At 69.5% G+C, this 16,367-nt stretch carries 13 protein-coding genes; 1 reads left to right on the top strand and 12 read right to left on the bottom strand.

All coding sequences use genetic code 11. The features are described 5' to 3' along the window. Nucleotides 1–4: 4 nt before the first annotated feature. The 3 genes from QN315_RS15585 to QN315_RS15575 all read right to left on the bottom strand — a co-directional run bounded on the left by QN315_RS15585 (nt 5) and on the right by QN315_RS15575 (nt 4,179). Nucleotides 5–1,561 (bottom strand): aldehyde dehydrogenase family protein, encoded by a 1,557-nt coding sequence (locus tag QN315_RS15585; protein WP_323990253.1) that lies wholly within the window; start codon nt 1,559–1,561, stop codon nt 5–7. A gap of 157 nt (nt 1,562–1,718) precedes the next feature. After that, nucleotides 1,719–3,068, bottom strand: coding sequence for an FAD-binding oxidoreductase (locus tag QN315_RS15580; protein ID WP_323990252.1), 1,350 nt, complete (start codon nt 3,066–3,068; stop codon nt 1,719–1,721). A 385-nt stretch (nt 3,069–3,453) separates the two neighbouring features. Next, complete coding sequence (locus QN315_RS15575; protein ID WP_323990251.1) at nt 3,454–4,179, bottom strand: response regulator transcription factor; 726 nt, start codon at nt 4,177–4,179, stop codon at nt 3,454–3,456. 519 nt (nt 4,180–4,698) lie between these two features. Here QN315_RS15575 and QN315_RS15570 point away from each other — a divergent pair. After that, the gene (locus QN315_RS15570) at nt 4,699–5,019 is read left to right on the top strand and encodes a hypothetical protein (RefSeq protein ID WP_323990249.1); all 321 of its coding nucleotides are present in this window, start codon (nt 4,699–4,701) and stop codon (nt 5,017–5,019) included. A 70-nt stretch (nt 5,020–5,089) separates the two neighbouring features. On the opposite strand, the gene thiD is transcribed toward QN315_RS15570, so the two are convergent. The 9 genes from thiD to QN315_RS15525 form a co-directional block, all read right to left on the bottom strand. After that, nucleotides 5,090–5,899: a bifunctional hydroxymethylpyrimidine kinase/phosphomethylpyrimidine kinase gene (thiD, locus tag QN315_RS15565; protein WP_323990246.1), complete on the bottom strand. Its 810-nt coding sequence runs from the start codon at nt 5,897–5,899 to the stop codon at nt 5,090–5,092. A 4-nt stretch (nt 5,900–5,903) separates the two neighbouring features. Further along, on the bottom strand, nt 5,904–7,262 hold the full coding sequence (glmM, locus tag QN315_RS15560) for a phosphoglucosamine mutase (RefSeq protein ID WP_323990244.1): 1,359 nt from the start codon (nt 7,260–7,262) through the stop codon (nt 5,904–5,906). Further along, nucleotides 7,259–8,362, bottom strand: coding sequence for a dihydropteroate synthase (gene folP / locus QN315_RS15555; RefSeq protein ID WP_323990242.1), 1,104 nt, complete (start codon nt 8,360–8,362; stop codon nt 7,259–7,261). Before folP ends, glmM begins: the two co-directional genes overlap by 4 nt. A 180-nt stretch (nt 8,363–8,542) precedes the next feature. Next, on the bottom strand, nt 8,543–10,474 hold the full coding sequence (gene ftsH / locus QN315_RS15550) for an ATP-dependent zinc metalloprotease FtsH (protein ID WP_323990240.1): 1,932 nt from the start codon (nt 10,472–10,474) through the stop codon (nt 8,543–8,545). A 172-nt stretch (nt 10,475–10,646) separates the two neighbouring features. Further along, complete coding sequence (gene tilS / locus QN315_RS15545) at nt 10,647–11,987, bottom strand: tRNA lysidine(34) synthetase TilS (protein ID WP_323990238.1); 1,341 nt, start codon at nt 11,985–11,987, stop codon at nt 10,647–10,649. A gap of 4 nt (nt 11,988–11,991) precedes the next feature. After that, the gene (locus QN315_RS15540) at nt 11,992–12,897 is read right to left on the bottom strand and encodes a hypothetical protein (RefSeq protein WP_323990236.1); all 906 of its coding nucleotides are present in this window, start codon (nt 12,895–12,897) and stop codon (nt 11,992–11,994) included. 248 nt (nt 12,898–13,145) lie between these two features. Beyond that, the gene (gene pal, locus QN315_RS15535) at nt 13,146–13,622 is read right to left on the bottom strand and encodes a peptidoglycan-associated lipoprotein Pal (protein WP_176641060.1); all 477 of its coding nucleotides are present in this window, start codon (nt 13,620–13,622) and stop codon (nt 13,146–13,148) included. Nucleotides 13,623–13,868: 246 nt separating this feature from the next. Further along, nucleotides 13,869–15,239, bottom strand: a complete 1,371-nt coding sequence (tolB, locus tag QN315_RS15530; protein ID WP_323993557.1) for a Tol-Pal system beta propeller repeat protein TolB — start codon at nt 15,237–15,239, stop codon at nt 13,869–13,871. A 102-nt stretch (nt 15,240–15,341) separates the two neighbouring features. Next, nucleotides 15,342–16,340: an energy transducer TonB gene (locus QN315_RS15525; protein ID WP_323990235.1), complete on the bottom strand. Its 999-nt coding sequence runs from the start codon at nt 16,338–16,340 to the stop codon at nt 15,342–15,344. Nucleotides 16,341–16,367 lie beyond the last annotated feature (27 nt).

Raw genomic sequence — 16,367 nt, 5'->3', positions numbered from 1 at the left:
CTCCTCAGCCGATATCGAAGGACACGCCCTGCGCCAGGGGCAGGGTCGCGCCGTAATTGATCGTGTTGGTGGCGCGACGCATATAGGCCTTCCAGGCGTCCGAACCGGATTCGCGGCCGCCGCCGGTTTCCTTCTCGCCGCCGAAGGCCCCGCCGATCTCGGCCCCCGACGTGCCGATATTGACGTTGGCGATGCCGCAATCCGACCCGGCGCCGGACAGGAATCGTTCCGCCTGGCGCAGATCGGTGGTGAAGATGGACGAAGACAGGCCCTGCGGCACCGCATTCTGCAGCGCGATCGCCTGGTCGAGGTCCGAATATTTCATGACATACAGGATCGGCGCGAAGGTTTCCTGCAGCACCGGGCCGGCCTGCGCGGGCATTTCCACCAGCGCCGGCCGGACATAGAAGGCATCCGGATGGAGATCGGCGCCTTCGCGCATGCCGCCGGTCACCGCCCCGCCCAGCGCGCGGGCGGCGTCGAGCGCCTGCTGCATGCGCGCGAACGACGCAGCATCGATCAGCGGACCGACCAGATTGCCTTCGTCCAGCGGGCTGCCGACCGTGACCGACCGGTAGGCGGCGCGCAGCCGGGCGACGAAAGCATCATGGATGCTGTCATGCACGAACAGACGGCGCAGCGTGGTGCAGCGCTGGCCGGCCGTGCCCATGGCGGCGAAGGCGACGCCGCGCAGGGTCAGTTCCAGGTCGGCCGACGGGGTGACGATGGCGGCGTTGTTCCCGCCCAGTTCCAGGATGGCGCGCGCGAAGCGGGCGGCCAGGCGCTGGCCCACCGCGCGGCCCATCGCCGTCGATCCGGTGGCCGAGACCAGCGGCACGTCGGGATGATCGACCAGGATTTCGCCGATCTCGCGCCCGCCATTGAGCACCACCAGCAGCCCGTCCGGCACCTGGGCGCCGCTTTCGGCGAAGCGAGCGGCGGCGCGGGCGAAGACCGCCTGGCAGGCCAGCGCGGTCAGCGGCGCCTTTTCCGACGGTTTCCACACCACCGGATTGCCGCAGACCAGGGCCAGCGCCGCGTTCCAGGACCAGACAGCGACCGGGAAGTTGAAGGCCGAGATCACGCCGGTGACGCCAAGCGGATGCCAGGTTTCCATCATCCGATGCTCGGGCCGCTCGGTGGCGATCGTCAGCCCGTGCAACTGACGCGACAGGCCGACCGCGAAATCGCAGATATCGATCATTTCCTGGACTTCGCCCAGGCCTTCCGAAGGGGATTTGCCGACTTCGATCGACACCAGTCGGCCCAGGGCGTGCTTGGCGGCGCGCAGTTCCTCCCCCAGCAGCCGGACCAGTTCGCCACGGCGCGGCGCCGGCACCAGCCGCCAGGCGCGAAACGCGGCATGGGCGGCGGCAATGCCGTCCCGCGCCACCTGCGGCGTGGCCGTAACCACCCGCGCGATGTCCTGCCCCGTCACGGGCGAGCGTACCGGCAGGCCGCCCGCCGATGGATCGCCCGCCAGGCTATCAGATGCCAGGGCATCGGCCGCGACGCCCAGCGCGGCCAGCAGGGAACGGGTTTCGGCAACAAGGTCGGTCATCTTCCATCCTGTCGGCAGGTGATCGCAAAAAAGGGCATATTTCCGGGCCGCCGGGGCCGGATCTTAGAGGCTGTCTCACAAGCCCTGCTGTCGAGCGAGAGCGGCCCGCAGAAAACGCGCGTCGGATCGCCGACAGCAGGGCTTGTGAGACAGCCTCTTACCGCGCATCGACCGCATGGGCGATGCAGGCCCCCGCTTCGTAGAAGATACGGCGGGCCGCGCGAAGGCCCGGCGGGCGGATGCCGGTCACCGGCAGCGGGGCCGCCCCGTCGTCCAGGGCGCCGCGCGCCAGATCGGCCAGGACCCGCCCGAACACCGTTCCGGGCGCGATGCCCCGGCCATTATAGCCGCAGAGCGCGATCATGCCCGGCCCCAGGCGGTGCAGGCGAGGCAAATGGTCATGGGTCATGCCGATCGTGCCATACCATTCGGCCGCGAAGCCCGATGACGTGAACTGACGGCCAAGCTGCGGAAAAAGGCGCGCGATCGTACGCCGCGCCCAGTCGCGATGCAGGGCCAGGCCCGGCCCGGCGAGCGCGCCGATACTGCCGACGACCAGCCGGCCGGCATGGTCCAGCCGGAACGAGCGCATGACCTGCCGGGTGTCCCATGCCCCCTGCCGCCCGGGCAGGATCGTGGCGCGCAGGGCGGCGGGCAGCGGCGGCGTGGCACAGTTGAAATAGCTGACCGGCACCAACTGGCGCGCCAGCATCGACCAGGGACCGGTGCCATAGGCATTGGTGGCGACGATCACCTGGTCGGCCAGCACATGACCTTGCGGCAGGTCCAGCCGGTATTGCCCGCCCGACCGCGTGCAGCCGGTGACGGGCGAGCCGGTGAAAAGGCGCGCCCCGGCCCCGATCGCCGCCGCCGCCAGCCCGCGCGCATAGGCCAGAGGCTGGATCGTGCCGGCACGCGGATCCAGCAGCGCGGCACGATAAAGGGGGCTGCCGGTCATGCGGCCGGTTTCGGCCTTATCGAGCAGCCGCACCGCCACCCCGCGCGCCTGCCATTGCCGGGCGCGTTCCTGCAGTTCGCGCAGGCCCCGCGCCGTGTCGGCGCAATGCAGCGTGCCGACCGGCTGGGCCTCGCAGGCGATCGCGTGGCGGCGGATCAGGGCGAAGACTTCGGCCGGCGCGTCGCCCAGCAGAGTCAGCAGCCGTTCGCCGTATGGTTGCCCCAGCGTCGCCGACAGGTCGTCGGGCCTGACCCACATGCCGGCATTGACCAGCCCGACATTGCGTCCGGACCCGCCGAACCCGATTTCCGCCGCTTCCAGCACCACCGGGTCATGGCCCGACCGGGCCAGTGCCAGGGCCGCGGAAAGCCCGGTGAAACCACCGCCGACGATCGCGATCCGGGCGGCGACCCGGCCGGCCAGCGGTGCCGTCACGGGCGGGGCCGGCGCGGTCTGTTCCCACAGCCCGTGCGTGCGCGGGTCGCGCGACGTGGCGGGCCCGCCGCCGGCAGGCGCGCCAACCGCCCCGGCCCTGTCCGCATCCGACATGAATCATCCGCCTCCCGAAGGCCGCAGCGGCACCACGCGGCGGCCGCCCCTGACCGTACGGGACTGTACGGGCAGCGGGCCGTGGGCTCAACCACCCTTCGTTGCGGGATCGCTCCGGGTGACGCGGACCTTACGAAATGTTCATCGGGACTTGATGCAGGTCATGTCGGATCCCGCCATGCGGTGCCATAAGGAAAGGGCGATGGGGGCATCGCATCAGTGAACCATCACGTTAACTTCGCAGGATCTTCGGATCCTGCGTTTTTTTTGCCTGACACGGATGAAATGCACGCCGTGTCCGCCATGGCCGGCGGGCGGTTGGATGTCGCTCTATGGAGTATCTGCCATGAATCTGGAGAGTTTCAGATTCATGGCAGATACTCAACTAAACGGCAGGCTGCAGCGCGCCCCGCCCCGGATGCCGCGACGGGCGGACGGGCAGGGCGTCCTTGAGCATATAGCCCTGGCCCCAGACGGTGACGATCAGGTTGCCGGCACCCGCCTGCTGCAGCTTCTTGCGCAACTTGCAGATGAACACGTCGATGATCTTCATGTCGGGTTCGTCCATTCCGCCATAGAGATGATCGAGGAAGGCATATTTGCTCAGCGCGACTCCCTTGCGCAGCAGCAGCAGTTCCAGGATCAGATATTCCTTGCCGGTCAGGCGTACCGGGCGGTCGCCCACCGTGACCTCGCGGCTGTCGAGATTGAGTTTCAGCGACCCGGCCCGCAATTCCGGCTGGCTGTAGCCTTTCGAGCGGCGCACCACGGCCTGGATCCGCGCTGCCAACTCGGACGTGTGATAGGGCTTGGTGATGTAGTCGTCGACCCCGGCGGAGAAGGCCCGCACCTTGGCCTGGGGCGTCGCGACGCTGGACAGTGCCAGGATCGGGGTGTGCAGGCGCACCGCCCGCGCCTTGCGCAGGACTTCATAACCATCGATGTCGGGCAGCATCAGCTCGATCAGCGCGACATCATAATCGAAGCGCTGAAGCATCGCGATGGCCGCCTGCCCCGTTACGACATGATCGAACGGGTGACCGATCGAACGCAGGGTGCTGGCCGTATCGCCGACTTCAACGCCATCACTTTCTACGAGTAAAACGCGCATGCCAACCACCATAGGTTTCACCTGTTACCAATTTCTACCTATAGGTGTAGTTTTTAACAAAAACAATTATTCCGAGCGAGGAAGGCTGGGTCGCCATGCGGTTTCACGCAGAAGTTAGCCATTTGCGTTCCGCGGCGGTTTTCCACCGGCTATGAACGCCAATGATACGATTTCGTTCCGACGCGGGTTTTTCCCCTTGAACGGGGCGGCGGATCCATTATACCGGCTGCGACTAAAATCGGCGGCCGAACGCTGTTCGTGCGTCGATACACCGAACAAGAAACGATGATGAAACCCCGATCTAGAATCGCCTGCGGGGACGCGGCGCCTGGCGGCCAGCCCGGTGTCCGGTTCGCCCGCGGGCCATGTCCTTGTCCGGGTGCGACCGTGCCGTCTGTCTGCTGACAGCGGGCGGCCTCCTGGATTCGAGCAACCGCTTGAACGGCAGGAGGCCAGATTCATGGCTTTTTGTTTGATCTTCGTACCTGCCCGGACCCGCGGGCGGCCGGATGTCCACGCATGAGCGGGCTGCGTTCGGCCGCGCCGGACATTCCGCTGCAGGCCTGGTGCCGGGCCGGCACCTTGCGCCATGCCGCGCCCCCTGCCCGGCAACCCGAGGACGGACCGCTTCCGGACGATGCGGCCGCTGCCGCGCCCTGCGGCGTTCCGGCGCGCGGCCGCCTGACGCGCGACCTGACCCTGGGCTGCGCATGGCTGGCGGCGCGCAGCATCCAGGGGCTGCGCCGGCTGGGCGTGCTGCGCCCGTGTCACGTCTCACGCCTTGTGCCGGTGATCCTGCGGATGGCCGATGCCGCGAATCGTTCCCCCGGAAACGTCTGAACGGCGCGCGCCTTTCATCGTCCGGGCATATTCGCCTGACGGGCCGTTTCCGCCCCGTCACGATCGGATTTCATCCTCCCGGGCGCCATTCCGGCCGAATGGTGACGCCGTGATCCAGCGGTCCGGCCCCGGCCCCATAGCCCGGGGCCGCGGCGATGGCGGCCCGCAGGTAAGTCCGGGCCCGGATGACCGCGTCACGCAACGCCAGGCCCTGCGCCAGGCCGGTGGCGATCGCGCTGGCAAGGGTGCAACCGGTGCCGTGCGTATGGCGCGTCGGCAGGCGGGTATCGGTGAACAGTTCGATCCCGCCTTGGGTCGCCAGGACGTCGGTCAGCTCATCGCCTTCCAGATGACCGCCCTTGACCAGCACGGAAGCGGCCCCGGCCTGGCGCAATTCCTCGGCCGCGCGGCGCATGTCGGCCACCGTACGGATGGGGCGGCCGACCAGGACCTCGGCCTCGGGCAGATTGGGGGTCAGCAGGCTGGCCCGGGGCACCAGATGTCGCCTGAGCGTTTCGACCGCATTGTCCTGCAGCAGGCGCGCCCCGCCCTTGGCCACCATCACCGGGTCCAGCACATAGGGGATCGCCGGATGGGCGGCGACGATATCGGCGACCGCCAGGATGATTTCCGCCCTGTCCAGCATGCCGCTTTTGAATGCGTCGACCCCCAGATCGTCGATCACGCATCGCATCTGCTGCGTCACGAAGCCCGGCGGCACGGGCAGCACGGCCGCGACCCCCAGCGTATTCTGCACGGTCAGGGCGGACAGCGCCGTCATGGCGAACCCGCCCAGCGCGGTGATCGCCTTGATGTCCGCCTGGATTCCCGCGCCGCCGCCGGAATCGCTGCCGGCTGCGACCAGAACGCGGCCCTTCATGCGTTTATGCCGCGACCTGGGCGGAATCGATCGCCGCGCACATTTCGCCGACCACGCGTTCGACCAGCGCCGGGTCCTCGGCCTCGACCATCACGCGGACCAGGGGTTCGGTGCCGCTTTCGCGCAGCACCAGCCGGCCGGCGGTGCCCAGCGTGGCCTCAGCCCGGCGGCTTGCATCCTGGACCGAGGGAGCGAGCAGCGGGCTCCGGCCGGCGAAGCGGACATTGCGCAGCATCTGCGGGAACGGGGTGAACATGCGGCAGACTTCGCTGGCCGGACGGGCTTCTTCGACCAGTACCGCCAGCACCTGCAGCGCCGCGACCAGCCCGTCGCCGGTGGTGGCGAAATCGGACAGGACCATGTGGCCCGATTGCTCGCCGCCGACATTGGCGCCCAGTTCGCGCATGCGCTCCACCACGTAGCGGTCGCCCACGGCGGTGCGCACCAGTTCCAGCCCCATTCCTTCCAGGCAGCGGGCCAGGCCCATGTTCGACATGACGGTCGCGACGATCTGCGCCGAATGCAGCCGCCCCTGGCGTGCCCAGGACCGCGCGATCAGGGCCAGGATCTGGTCGCCGTCGATCAGGCGCCCCTGCTCGTCGGCGATCAGTACGCGATCGGCATCGCCATCCAGCGCGATGCCGATATGGGCCCGGTGCGCGACCACCGCGGCGCAGAGGGATTCCGGGCGGGTGGAACCGCAATTTTCATTGATGTTGACGCCGTTTGGTTCGCAGCCGATGCGAATCACCTCGGCCCCCAGTTCCCACAGCGCGGTCGGTGCGACGCGATAGGCGGCGCCGTTGGCGCAATCGATGACGATGCGCAGCCCGTCCAGCCGCCGGCCGCGCGGGAAGGACGCCTTGGCGTTCTCGATATAGCGGCCGGCAGCGTCGTTGAGGCGCGAGGCCCGGCCGATCCTCTCCGGCGCGGCCAGCCGGTCGCCCAGGTCGGCGCGCATCAGGGACTCGATCTCGGCCTCGGTCTCGTCGGACAGCTTGAAGCCGTCGGGGCCGAACAGCTTGATGCCGTTATCGCCGAACGGGTTGTGCGAGGCCGAGATCATCACCCCCAGATCAGCGCGCAGCGAGCGGGTCAGCATGGCGATCGCCGGGGTAGGCATCGGGCCGACCAGGGTGACGTCCATGCCGGCGGACAGGAAGCCCGAGACCAGGGCGCATTCGATCATGTATCCCGACAGGCGGGTATCCTTGCCCAGCAGCACCCGGTGCCGGTGCGCCCCGCGCATGAAGCGCAACCCCGCCGCCTGCCCCAGCTTCTGGGCGATCTCGACCGTCATCGGATCCTGGTTGGCGGTGCCGCGAATGCCGTCGGTGCCGAATAATTTTCTCGTCTTGGTCATCCCTGGGTCATCCCTGGCCGTCCCTGTCTTTCGCCGCGATCCCAATTATCGCAGCGCCACGCGCCCTGCCATACCCGTACGGCCTGTACCATCGCCGGTACGTTATGGACTCGCAGGATCGTGTTACCCAGCGCCAGGCCCGGCAGGCTGCTGACCAGGGTGCCCGGGTCGCGGTCCGCGGCGCGCGCCACCCCCGACCATTCGCCCAGCGTGCGCTTGCGCGAGGTGCCCAGCAGCACCCGGCAGCCCAGATTGGCCAGAATCGGCAGCCTGGACAAGAGTTCGGCATTCTGGGCCGCGTTCTTGGCGAAGCCGATGCCCGGGTCGACGATGATGCGCCGGCGATCGATTCCGGCGGCGACCGCGCCCGCGACGCGGGCGGCGAGTTCACGCGTGACGTCGACAGCCACGTCGTCGTAATGCGCCAGCCGCGCCATGGTTTGCGGCGTGCCGCGCATATGCATCAGCACCACCGGGCACGCGGCATCGGCCACCACCGCCAGCGCGTCCGGATCATGCGCCAGGGCCGAGACGTCGTTGATCACCGTGGCCCCCAGCGCCAGCGCGGCCGACATGGTGGCCGCGTTGCGCGTATCGACCGACAGGGCGATATCGGCCCCGTCGATTCTTGTCCGATCGATTTCGGCCCGCAGCCCGGCCAGGACGGGGGCCACGCGCGCCCATTCCTGTCCCGGCGTGACGACGGCCGCACCGGGGCGCGTGCTTTCGCCGCCGATATCCAGCAGGGCGGCCCCGTCCGCCACCATCTCCATGCCGGCGCGCACCGCGTCCGCGGCCGCTTCATGGCGTCCGCCGTCGCTGAAACTGTCCGGGGTGGCGTTCAGGATTCCCATCACCAGCGACCCATCGGGCAGACCCGCCGATGGCAGGGGGGCGGTGACGCGCTCCAGCGCCGTCAGCCAGCCGGGGGGGATATCGCCGGCCGCCACCAGCCGCGCCGCGCCATCCCCGATCAGCCGGGCCAGGGTGAAGGCGGCGGGACCGCCGGCCAGCCCGTGGGCCAGGCCGGCGCGCACCGCGTCGCGCGCATCCGGGCCGAACAGCAGCCCCACAGGCTCGATCAGCCGCGCATCATCCACAACGTGCTTCCCGGCATGTTCTCATGGCATGTTTCCGTGGCATGTTTTCGTCGCGCGGAGACGCGCGCTCATAAGAAAATGCGGGGACGCGCGCTCATAAGAAAACGCGGAGACGCGCGCCCGAAAGAAAACAGGCGGAGCATGGGCCCCGCCTGTCGTTCAGACCCGATGATGGGTGCCTCAGCCCGGCTGCGGCGCCGGATCCAGCCCCCCGCCGCCGGGCGAGGGCAGCGGCGCGGCCGGCGGCGTCGGCGGTACCGAGGCGCGGCGATTTTCCGGCGCCGGATCGTCCACCACTATGCGCTCGATCTGCTCGCCGCGCAGGACCTGGCGGATTTCCTCGCCCGACAGGGTCTCGTGCTCCAGCAGGGCCTGGGCCAGGCGATGCAACTGGTCGATATGCTCGATCAGCAGGGTGCGGGCGCGGATATAGGCGGCGTCGATCAGGCTCTTGATCTCGTCGTCGATCTCGCGGACCGTTTCCTCGGACACGTTCTTGTTCTGGGTCACGGTGTGGCCCAGGAAGACTTCCTGCCCGTTATCGCCATAGGCGATCATGCCCAGCTTCTCGCTCATGCCCCATTCGGACACCATGCGGCGGGCCAGGTCGGTCGCCATCTTGATGTCGCCCGAGGCGCCGTTGGACACATTGTCCGCGCCGAAGATGATTTCCTCGGCCGCGCGGCCGCCCATGGCCAGGGTCAGTTCGCCCAGGCATTTCGCGCGGCTCTTGGAATAGCGGTCGCCTTCCGGCAGGCTCATGACCAGGCCCAGCGCGCGGCCGCGCGGGATGATCGTGGCCTTGTGCACCGGATCGGCCCCCGGCGTCAGGATCGCCACCAGGGCATGGCCGCCCTCGTGATACGCGGTCATGCGCTTCTCGTCCTCGCTCATGACCAGCGAGCGGCGTTCGGCGCCCATCAGCACCTTGTCCTTGGCGTTCTCGAACTCCAGCATCGCGACGGTGCGCTTGCCCAGGCGGGCGGCCATCAGCGCGGCCTCGTTCACCAGGTTGGCCAGGTCGGCGCCCGAGAAACCCGGCGTGCCGCGCGCGATCACCTTGGGATCGACGTCCGAGGCCAGAGGGACCTTGCGCATATGCACGCGCAGGATCTTCTCGCGCCCGACCACGTCGGGATTGGGCACCACGACCTGACGGTCGAAGCGGCCGGGGCGCAGCAGGGCCGGGTCCAGCACGTCGGGCCGGTTGGTCGCGGCAATCAGGATCACGCCCTCATTGCTCTCGAACCCGTCCATCTCGACCAGCATCTGGTTCAGCGTCTGCTCGCGCTCGTCGTTACCGCCGCCCAGGCCGGCGCCGCGATGGCGGCCCACCGCGTCGATCTCGTCGATGAAGATGATGCAGGGCGCGGCCTTCTTGCCCTGCTCGAACATGTCGCGCACGCGCGAGGCGCCGACGCCGACGAACATCTCGACGAAGTCCGAACCCGAGATGGTGAAGAAGGGCACGTTGGCCTCGCCCGCGATGGCGCGCGCCAGCAGGGTCTTGCCGGTGCCCGGCGGGCCGACCAGCAGCACGCCCTTGGGGATCTTGCCGCCCAGGCGGGTGAATTTCTGCGGGTCACGGAGGAAATCCACGATTTCCTGCAGTTCGCCCTTGGCCTCGTCGATGCCGGCGACGTCATCGAACGTCACCCGCCCCTGCTTTTCCGTCAGCATGCGGGCGCGCGACTTGCCGAAGCCCATCGCCCTTCCGCCGCCGGCCTGCATCTGGCGCATGATGAAGATCCAGGCGCCGAACATCAGCAGGATCGGGGCATAATTGATCAGGTAGCGCAGGAACGGGTTCGAATCGCTGTCCAGCGGCTTCGCCACCACTTCGACCCCCTTGCCCGTCAGCAGGGGGATCAGGGTCGGATCCTGCGGGGTATAGGTCTCGAACGACGTGCCGTCGGTCAGGGTGCCGGAGATGTTATGGTCCTGCACCACGACCGAGCGCACGCGCCCGCCATTCACATCCCCGATGAAATCGGAATATGCGAGCTGCTGCGACGCGTGCTGCGCGCTTCCGGGCTGGAAGACGTTGAACAGCAGCAACAGCAGCACGATGATGATTACCCACAGGGCCAGGTTCCGGCCAAAATTGTTCATCTTGCCCATTGTTCCATACGCTGACGCCCCCGGCTCCCGCACGGTGCCGGGGCACGCGAGGCGGCTCTATTCTGACCAGCGGCAACGCGCCTTTTCAACCTTATGTTCACCCATACATAGGCGCTTCGGGTCACATTCACACCCCCATGAGCGGTCTTTCTTGCCCCGGGCATCAGAATTCCGCACCCGGCCCCCCGGCGAAGCGCGCGCTTTCGGTCGCCGCCGCGCCCGCGGCCGGCAGCAGCCGCACCGCCGCCAGATCCGGCGCATGGCAGATCGCCAGTCCCGGCACCGCGACCACCCGGCCCGCCCGGTGCAGGGCCGGCGCCGTGCGCAGCGCGCGGGCGGGCCAGACGGAGCGCCAGTGCCGCGGCGCCCAGCAAGCGGGCGGCCCGGCGGCGCCGACCGTCACCCCCGACAGGTCCGTGCCCGGCGGCGCGCACAGCACGAAGCGCCCATCCCACATGCCGCCCGGCCGGGCCGCGACCGGGGGCTGCATCGCCGCCTCCTCGCGCACCAGCAGCCAGGACAGGCCGGCCCGGCGCAGCGCGGCCCCCGCCGGAACCAGGCACACCCCGCCCAAAGTGGCCGCGCCCGATATGACGGCCCTGGGACCGGCGCACAGCGCGGCCACGGCACGGGCCGATGGCGGATAGTCGCGCCCCGAGACCGCGCGGATCAGCAATGCCAGGTCCCGGGGGCAGGGCGGATCGCCCCGCAGCGCCACCCAGCCGCCGGCGGCGGCCGTGGCGGTATCGGCAAGCCGCGCGGCCCGCGCCGCGTCGCGGGCCATGCGGGCGGCACCCTGCCGGCCGGCCTCGAGCAGGGCCTGGGCCGCGCGATCGGAATCATGCGCCAGGGCGACGCGGACCCGCGCGCGCTCGGCACGCGGGTCCGCGTTGGACGGGTCCTCGACCCACTCCAGCCCCGCATGGCGCAGCGTGGCACGCAGCCGGTCGCGACCGAAGGACAGCAGCGGCCGCACCAGCCGCATATCGGGCAGGATGGAGACGCGCGCCATGCCGGCCAGCCCGTCGGGGCCGCTGGCGGCACGCCGGCGGATCAGGATGGTTTCCGCCTGGTCGTCGGCATGGTGGCCCAGCAGCAGGTCGACGATTCCGCATGCGCGGCAGGCCCGCGCCAGCGCGGCATAGCGGGCACGGCGCGCCTGATCGGCCAGCCCCGGCCCGGGGTGCAGCCCGTCCAGCACCAGGATGTCGGCCGGAATGCCCATGGCATGCAGCCGGTCGCGCGTCAGCCGGGCCTCGCCCCCCGAGGCCGCGCGCAGACCGTGATCGACGATCAGCGCACGGACCCGCCGCCGCCAGCGCCCGGCGAGGAAGGCCAGGCAGAGGCTGTCCGCCCCGCCCGAGACCGCCAGCCCGACCGGCGGCATGTCCGGCCGGTCGGGCAGCCACGGGCCGAGCGGCGCGATCGCCGCCGCGAAGGCCGCGTCGTCCAGCGGCCCCGCCCCGCCCTGGCCCCCGGGCGGTGTCTCGCCGGGCGCCGTCACGCGGTCAGCGGCACCCCGCGCGAGCGCGATAGATGGCTTCGGCCGATTTGACCCGGGGGGCGGGCGACGAGAATTCGGCCTTCAGCTTCGCCAGGGCCTGGCAGGCCGAGCTTTTGTCACCCAGGGCCAGCAGCGTGGCCGTGACCCCCAGCAGCGCGTCCGGCGCGCGCGCCGCATGCGGCGCGCGATTATAGGTATCGTAATAGGCTACGGCGGATTGCCGGTACTGTTTCTGGCCGGCCAGCGACTGGGCCAGCAGGAACTGCGCGTCGACCTGACGCGCATTGCGCGGACCGGCCAGCACCTTCTGCGCCGCCGCCTGGGCCGCCGCGTAGTCACCGCGGATCAGCGCGGCATTGCCGTCGCGCAGCAAGGTTTCGGGCGTGGCCCTGGCCGCGGGCGCGGCGGGCGCCGCCGGGGCGGCGGCGGCCGGCGCCGATTCGGGTGCGGGGGCCGCGCCATGGCCGCCATTCTGCATGGCGAAGTTCATGTCGTCGATCTGCTTGGTCACCGCCGCGTTCTGCTGCTGGACCTGGTTGGTCAACTGGTCGAGTTCGCCGCGCATGTCGCGCACCTGCTGTTCCAGCGTGGCGACGCGTTCCAGCAATTGCGCCGTCAGGTCGCCATTGGCCGCGGGGGCGGCGCCCTGCGCCGCGGGCGGCGGCAGGCCGCCGCCCGCCGGCTGGGACGCCATGGCCCCCTGGAGCTGCAAGATCTGCTGGCGCAAATCCATGATCTGGTCCTGCAGGGCGATGCCTTCGCGGCTGGTCACATCCTGCGCCCGGGCCGGCAGCGGCGACAGGCTGGTCAGGCCGGCCAGCAGACCCAGCAGCGCCAGCCCCCCTGCCCGCGCGGGCCGGATGCCGCGACCATGAAATGGCGAAGAAGGGCGGAATGCAGCAAGCCGCATGAACAGATTCCCCAAGAGTGGATCAGCACCGCCCGCAGGCCGGCCATGATCGCACGCGACGATACGAGGTCAGAGAGACCGCCCCTGTTATGCACCTGCGCCCCAAAGGCGTGAAGATGCCGCGCGGGCTCCGTGACGGACCCGAAGGAAGGACATGGGGGACGGAACGCTGCGCGCAAAACAAAACCGGCCAGGCGACGTGCGCCTGGCCGGTTTTGTTCGGACAGATGGAGAGTCTGCCGAGACGCTCAGCGAACCGACGTGATCGCGTTGCGGTTCTGGGCCCACGACTGCTCGTCGTCGCCGGTCGCCGTCGGACGATCCTTGCCGTAGGAGATCGTCGTGATGCGCGAAGCGGCGACGCCCTTCGCCACCAGGTAGTCGCGCGCCGCATTGGCGCGACGCTCGCCCAGGGCGATGTTGTATTCCTCGGTGCCACGGTCATCGCAGTTGCCCGCGACTTCGATCGTGACCTGCGGATACTTGGCCAGCCAGGCGGCCTGACGATCGAGAGTGGCCTGGGCCTCGCTGGACAGCGCGTTCTTGTTGAAGTCGAAGAACACGCGGTCACCGACATTGGCGACCAGGTCGGCCTCGCTGCCCGGCGTGACGCCCGAGGTCTGCGCGGCGGCCCCGGTACCCGTCGTTGCCCCCGTTTCCTTATTTCCAGAGCACGCCGCCAGAAGCACGGCCATGCCAAGCGCACCAAGAAGCTTCAGTCTCATTATTTTAGATCCTGAGATCGGTTCCCGCACGGAACCATTATGATTAAGTAGTCGGGTAAGGACTTGGTCCCGACACTCGTTTTGTTCCGTCAACAACCGGGCGACAGAACGTTGCGAACACTGGAGACCACCCGCCCGTTAACGCCAGACGCGGTGGCAGGTCAAGATGCCCTTCGCGCGCGGCGGATATCTTCTGTCAGTATTGACCGGAAAAGCACAGTAATGTGCCTTTCCGGTCTTTAAAACTTAACCGTTCTGCGGCGACCAGGCCGGGTCGGACGCCCCGCCGACCGGAATCGGCCGCTCATGGAAGCCGGTGATATCCACCGTGCTGATGCCCGTCGAGAAGCCGGCCCCGCCGGGGCCGGCCGCCGACTGACGGCAGAAGGCGATGACCCGCCCGTTCGGGCAGAAGCTGGGGCTGTCGACCGTGAAACCCTGGGTCATGATCCGTTCGCCGGTGCCGTCAGGCGCCATGACGCCCAGCGAGAAGCTGCCGTTGGCGATGCGGGTAAAGGCGATCAGGTCGCCGCGCGGCGACCAGACCGGCGAGCCATAAGTGCCCGTGCCGTAGGAGATGCGCCGCGCGCCGCCGCCGCCCGCGCTCATGATATAAAGCTGCGGCGAGCCGCCGCGATCGGAATTGAAGACGATCTGCGAGCCGTCGGGACTGTAGCAGGGGCTGGTGTCGATGGCGCCCGAAGCGGTGAGCTGCCGCTTGACGCGCGACACCAGGTCGACCGTATAGATATCCGACCCCGCGCCGCGCGTGACCGACATGACGACCGACCGGCCGTCGGGCGCGAAGCGCGGCGCGAAGGAGATTCCTTCGAAATCGCCCAGCAATTGCTGCCGGCCGGTGGCCAGGTTCAGCAGATACACCCGCGGCCGGTTGTTGGCGTAGGACATGAAGGCCAGTTGGTCGCTGGTGGGGCTGAAGCGCGGAGTCAGGGTCAGCCACTGCCCGCCGGACAGATAATGGCTGTTGGCGCCGTCCTGGTCCATGATCGCCAGGCGCGTCGTCTGGTGCGCGCGGGGGCCCGAGCGGGCGATATAGGCGATGCGGGTGTTGAAATAGCCCTTCTCGCCCAGCATCCGCTCATAGATCACGTCGGCGATGATATGGGCGATCTTGCGGGCCTCATTCACGCCGGCGGTATAGGCCGTGCCCTGGATCTGCTGGCCGGTCAGCACATCCCACAGGCGGAATTCGACCCGCAGCGCGCCGCCGCTGCTGGTGGCGGTGCCGCTGACCAGCGCGCGGGCGCCCAGCGACTTATAGGTGCCGAAATCCGGCACGCCCACCGGCAGCGCGCCGCTGACCGGGGCGAACAGGCCGCAATTGCCCAGGTCGGCCGACACGACGCCGCTGATCTGCTGGCCCATGTCGCCGCCCAGCACGGGAATGACGATCGGGATCGGCGCGGTGCGTGCCTGGTCCACCGTGATTTCGGCGGCGCCGGGGGCGGGCGCCTGCTGCGCCAGGGCCGAAAGCGGCGCGGCCAGGATACCGCCCGCAAGGCCGGCCCCCGCCCCCATCAGGGTGCGCCGGCCGAGATGGGACGCCAAAAACGACGCATCGGTATCGGAAATCCACGCAAGGTCATTCGGACGCATAATCTTCTCCTCGTACGCACCGCCCAGGGTGGCCTGCACTATCCTGGCCTGCATTAGCCTGGCCTCCCCCGGGCCGGGCGACAGTCCGGCAGGCAGGCTGCCTCATGGGCGGAAAACGAATTTCAGTTGCCGCGTTTGCCCCAGCATCGCCTTTGGCAGCGGCAATTGGGCGCAGGTGGGGCTCAGCACCGCCGCGCGCGCGCGTTCGGCCAGGGCGCGATAGGACCCGTCGGCCGCCATCCGCGCCTGGGTTTCCGGCGCGAACTGGACGATGCGGGCCATGCCCGTCGCATCGACCGTCACCACCAGATGGGCGACGAAAGTGGCATAGTCGCGCGCGGCCGTGTCCTCGGTATAGCAGCGGCGGACCGCATTGCCGATCGCGCCCTGCTGGGCCGCGCTGAGCGCGCTGGTGATGTCGCCGTCCGGCGCCCCGCCGCCTTCGGGCGCGCCGCCCTGCAGCGGGTTCGCCCGCGCCTTGGGCGGATGGGTCTGTTTCTGGTCCGCGCGGAAGGCATCCAGGGTCGCCAGCAGCGAATGCGTGTCCGGCACCGCTTTCTTCGCCTCGTTCGGCTGGGTGATGCGCGACGGCGGCCGCACCTTGGGCGGCGCGGCCGGTTCGGGCTGCGGCGTCGGCGGGCTGGTCGTATGCGTGGGCTGCGGCGGCGCGGGACGCGGCGGGGGCGGCGGCTGATGCACCGCTTCGGGCGTCGGCTGCTGGACCTTCGGCGGGACCGGCTTCGGCGGCTGGCGCACCGGCTTCGGCTCCGGCGGGGGCGGCATGGGGGGCGGGGGCGGCGGAGGCGGCGGCGGCTCCTCGTTCGGCGCCTTGGTCGGCGGCGTGGGGGCCGGCGGGGCCTCCTGCTTCACCGGGGCCGGGGCGGGCGCGGGCTTGGTCGCCGGCTTCTCGGCCTTGTGGGGCATGCCGCCATTGTCGGAGCTGGTGAATTCCATCTCGATGGTCGGCGGCGGCGGCGGTTCGGGGGGCACCGGCATCGGCAGCCCCAGAATCACCGCCAGCAGCAGCGCCGCATGGATGACGCCGGACGCGACGATCGAGCGCCGCATCAGGATACGTTCGGAACGACGCGGCGGAACCACGACGAGGACGCTCCCAGGACGGAGGAA

The organism is Nguyenibacter sp. L1, assembly GCF_035199985.1.
In the GTDB taxonomy this organism is placed as follows: domain Bacteria; phylum Pseudomonadota; class Alphaproteobacteria; order Acetobacterales; family Acetobacteraceae; genus Gluconacetobacter; species Gluconacetobacter vanlangensis.
The sequence above is the reverse complement of the archived record's forward strand: the minus strand, read 5'-3'. Positions and strand labels throughout refer to the sequence as shown.